At 72.9% G+C, this 1,900-nt stretch carries 1 pseudogene; it reads right to left on the bottom strand.

Annotation, left to right across the window (positions count from 1 at the left end):
- Positions 1–1,887, bottom strand: a pseudogene (locus tag AOM46_RS00005) (beta-ketoacyl synthase N-terminal-like domain-containing protein); the annotation flags it as partial.
- Between the last annotated feature and the right edge of the window lie 13 nt (positions 1,888–1,900).

Raw genomic sequence — 1,900 nt, 5'->3', positions numbered from 1 at the left:
AACCGACGGCTCATCGGCGGGTTCCGGAACGGCGGGCTCGGGGTGGCCTTCGAGGATGATGTGGGCGTTGGTGCCGCTGATGCCGAACGAGGAGACGGCGGCGCGGCGCGGCCGGTCGGCCTCCGGCCAGGGCGTCGCCTCGGTCAGCAGCCGCAGCTCGCCGACGGACCAGTCGACCCGGTGGGTGGGTTCGTCGATGTGCAGGGTGCGGGGCAGCAGGCCGTGTCGCATGGCCAGCACCATCTTGATGACGCCGGCGACGCCGGCGGCGGCCTGGGTGTGCCCGATGTTGGACTTCACCGAGCCGAGGAGCAACGGGCGGTCGGCCGGGCGGTCTTGGCCATAGGTGGCCAGCAGGGCGTGTGCCTCGATCGGGTCGCCGAGGGCGGTGCCGGTGCCATGGGCCTCGACGGCGTCCACATCGCCGCTCGTCAGCCGGGCGTTGGCCAGCGCCTGGCGGATGACGCGCTCCTGGGAGGGGCCGTTCGGCGCGCTGAGGCTGTTGGAGGCGCCGTCCTGGTTGACGGCGCTGCCGCGGATGACGGCGAGGATGTCATGGCCGAGGCGGCGCGCGTCCGAGAGTCGTTCGAGGACCAGCAGGCCGACGCCCTCCCCCCAGCCGGTGCCGTCGGCCGCCGAGGCGAACGGCTTGCAGCGTCCGTCGGGGGCCAGGCCCTGCTGGCGGCTGAACTCGGTGAACATGCCGGGGGTCGCCATCAGGGTGACGCCGCCGGCCAGCGCCAGCTCGCACTCGTTGGCGCGCAACGCCTGCGCCGCCAGGTGGAGGGCCACCAGCGAGGACGAGCAGGCGGTGTCGACGGTGAGGGCGGGGCCTTCCAGGCCGAGCGTGTAGGCGATGCGGCCGGAGGCGACGCTCGGTGTGCCGCCGGTCAGCAGATGGCCTTCCAGGTCCGGTGGGGCCTGGTGCATCTGCGGGCCGTAGTCCTGGGCCGTGGCGCCGACGAACACGCCGGTCCTGCTGCCGCGCAGCGAGTCGGGGTCGACGCCCAGGCGTTCGACGGCCTCCCACGCGGTCTCCAGGAGCAGCCGCTGCTGGGGGTCCATGGCCAAGGCTTCGCGTGGCGAGATACCGAAAAAGGCGGCGTCGAAATCGCCGGCGCCGTCCAGGAACGCGCCGGCGGGCCGCAGCGTTCCGCCTGGGTTGCGGGCGGCGTCGCGGTAGATCTCGTCGGCGTCCCAGCCTCGGTCGGTGGGGAAGCCGCCGATCGCGTCGTTGCCGTCGAGCAGGAACTGCCACAGCTGTTCCGGTGTTTCGATTCCGGCGGCGTAGCGGCAGCTCATCGCGACGATCGCGATCGGCTCGGCCGGGTCGGCGCTCGTGGTCGGCGCGACGGGCGCGGCGCGGCCGGTTTCGCCCCGCAGCCGGCTTGTCAGATAGTCGGCGAGCCGGGTCGGTGTCGGGTGGTCGAACAGCAGCGAGACGGGCAGCGGCAGGGTGAGTGCCCGGGCGAGGCGGGTCCGCAGTTCGACGGAGGCGTGCGAGTCGAAGCCGAGATCGTGGAAGGTCTCGCGGGCGTCGATCTCGTCGGTGTTGTCGTGGCCGAGCAGGGCGGCGACATGGTCCTGGATCAGTCGTAGGACGTCGCGGGGCTCGACGCCGGCGGCGGGAGGCGTGGACGTTTCGGCGTCGGGTGTCGGCGTGGCCTCGATCGCCAGCGGCGGCCGGGCGGTGCGGGAGCGGTCCGGGAGATCGTCGAGCCAGTAGCGCTCGCGTTGGAAGGGGTAGGTGGGAAGCGGGACGCGGCGGGTCCGCGCGGGGAAGAGGCTCGTCCAGTCGACGGAAACGCCATGCGTCCAGGCCGTCGCCATCGCGGTGACGAACTGACGGTGATCACCATGATCCCGACGCAGCGTCGCCAACGCGGCACCCGGCCGACCC

Origin of the sequence: Streptomyces sp. NBRC 109706, from assembly GCF_000974485.1 — a bacterium.
Taxonomy (GTDB): Bacteria; Actinomycetota; Actinomycetes; order Streptomycetales; family Streptomycetaceae; genus Streptomyces.
This window is presented reverse-complemented; position numbering and strand designations above follow the sequence as displayed.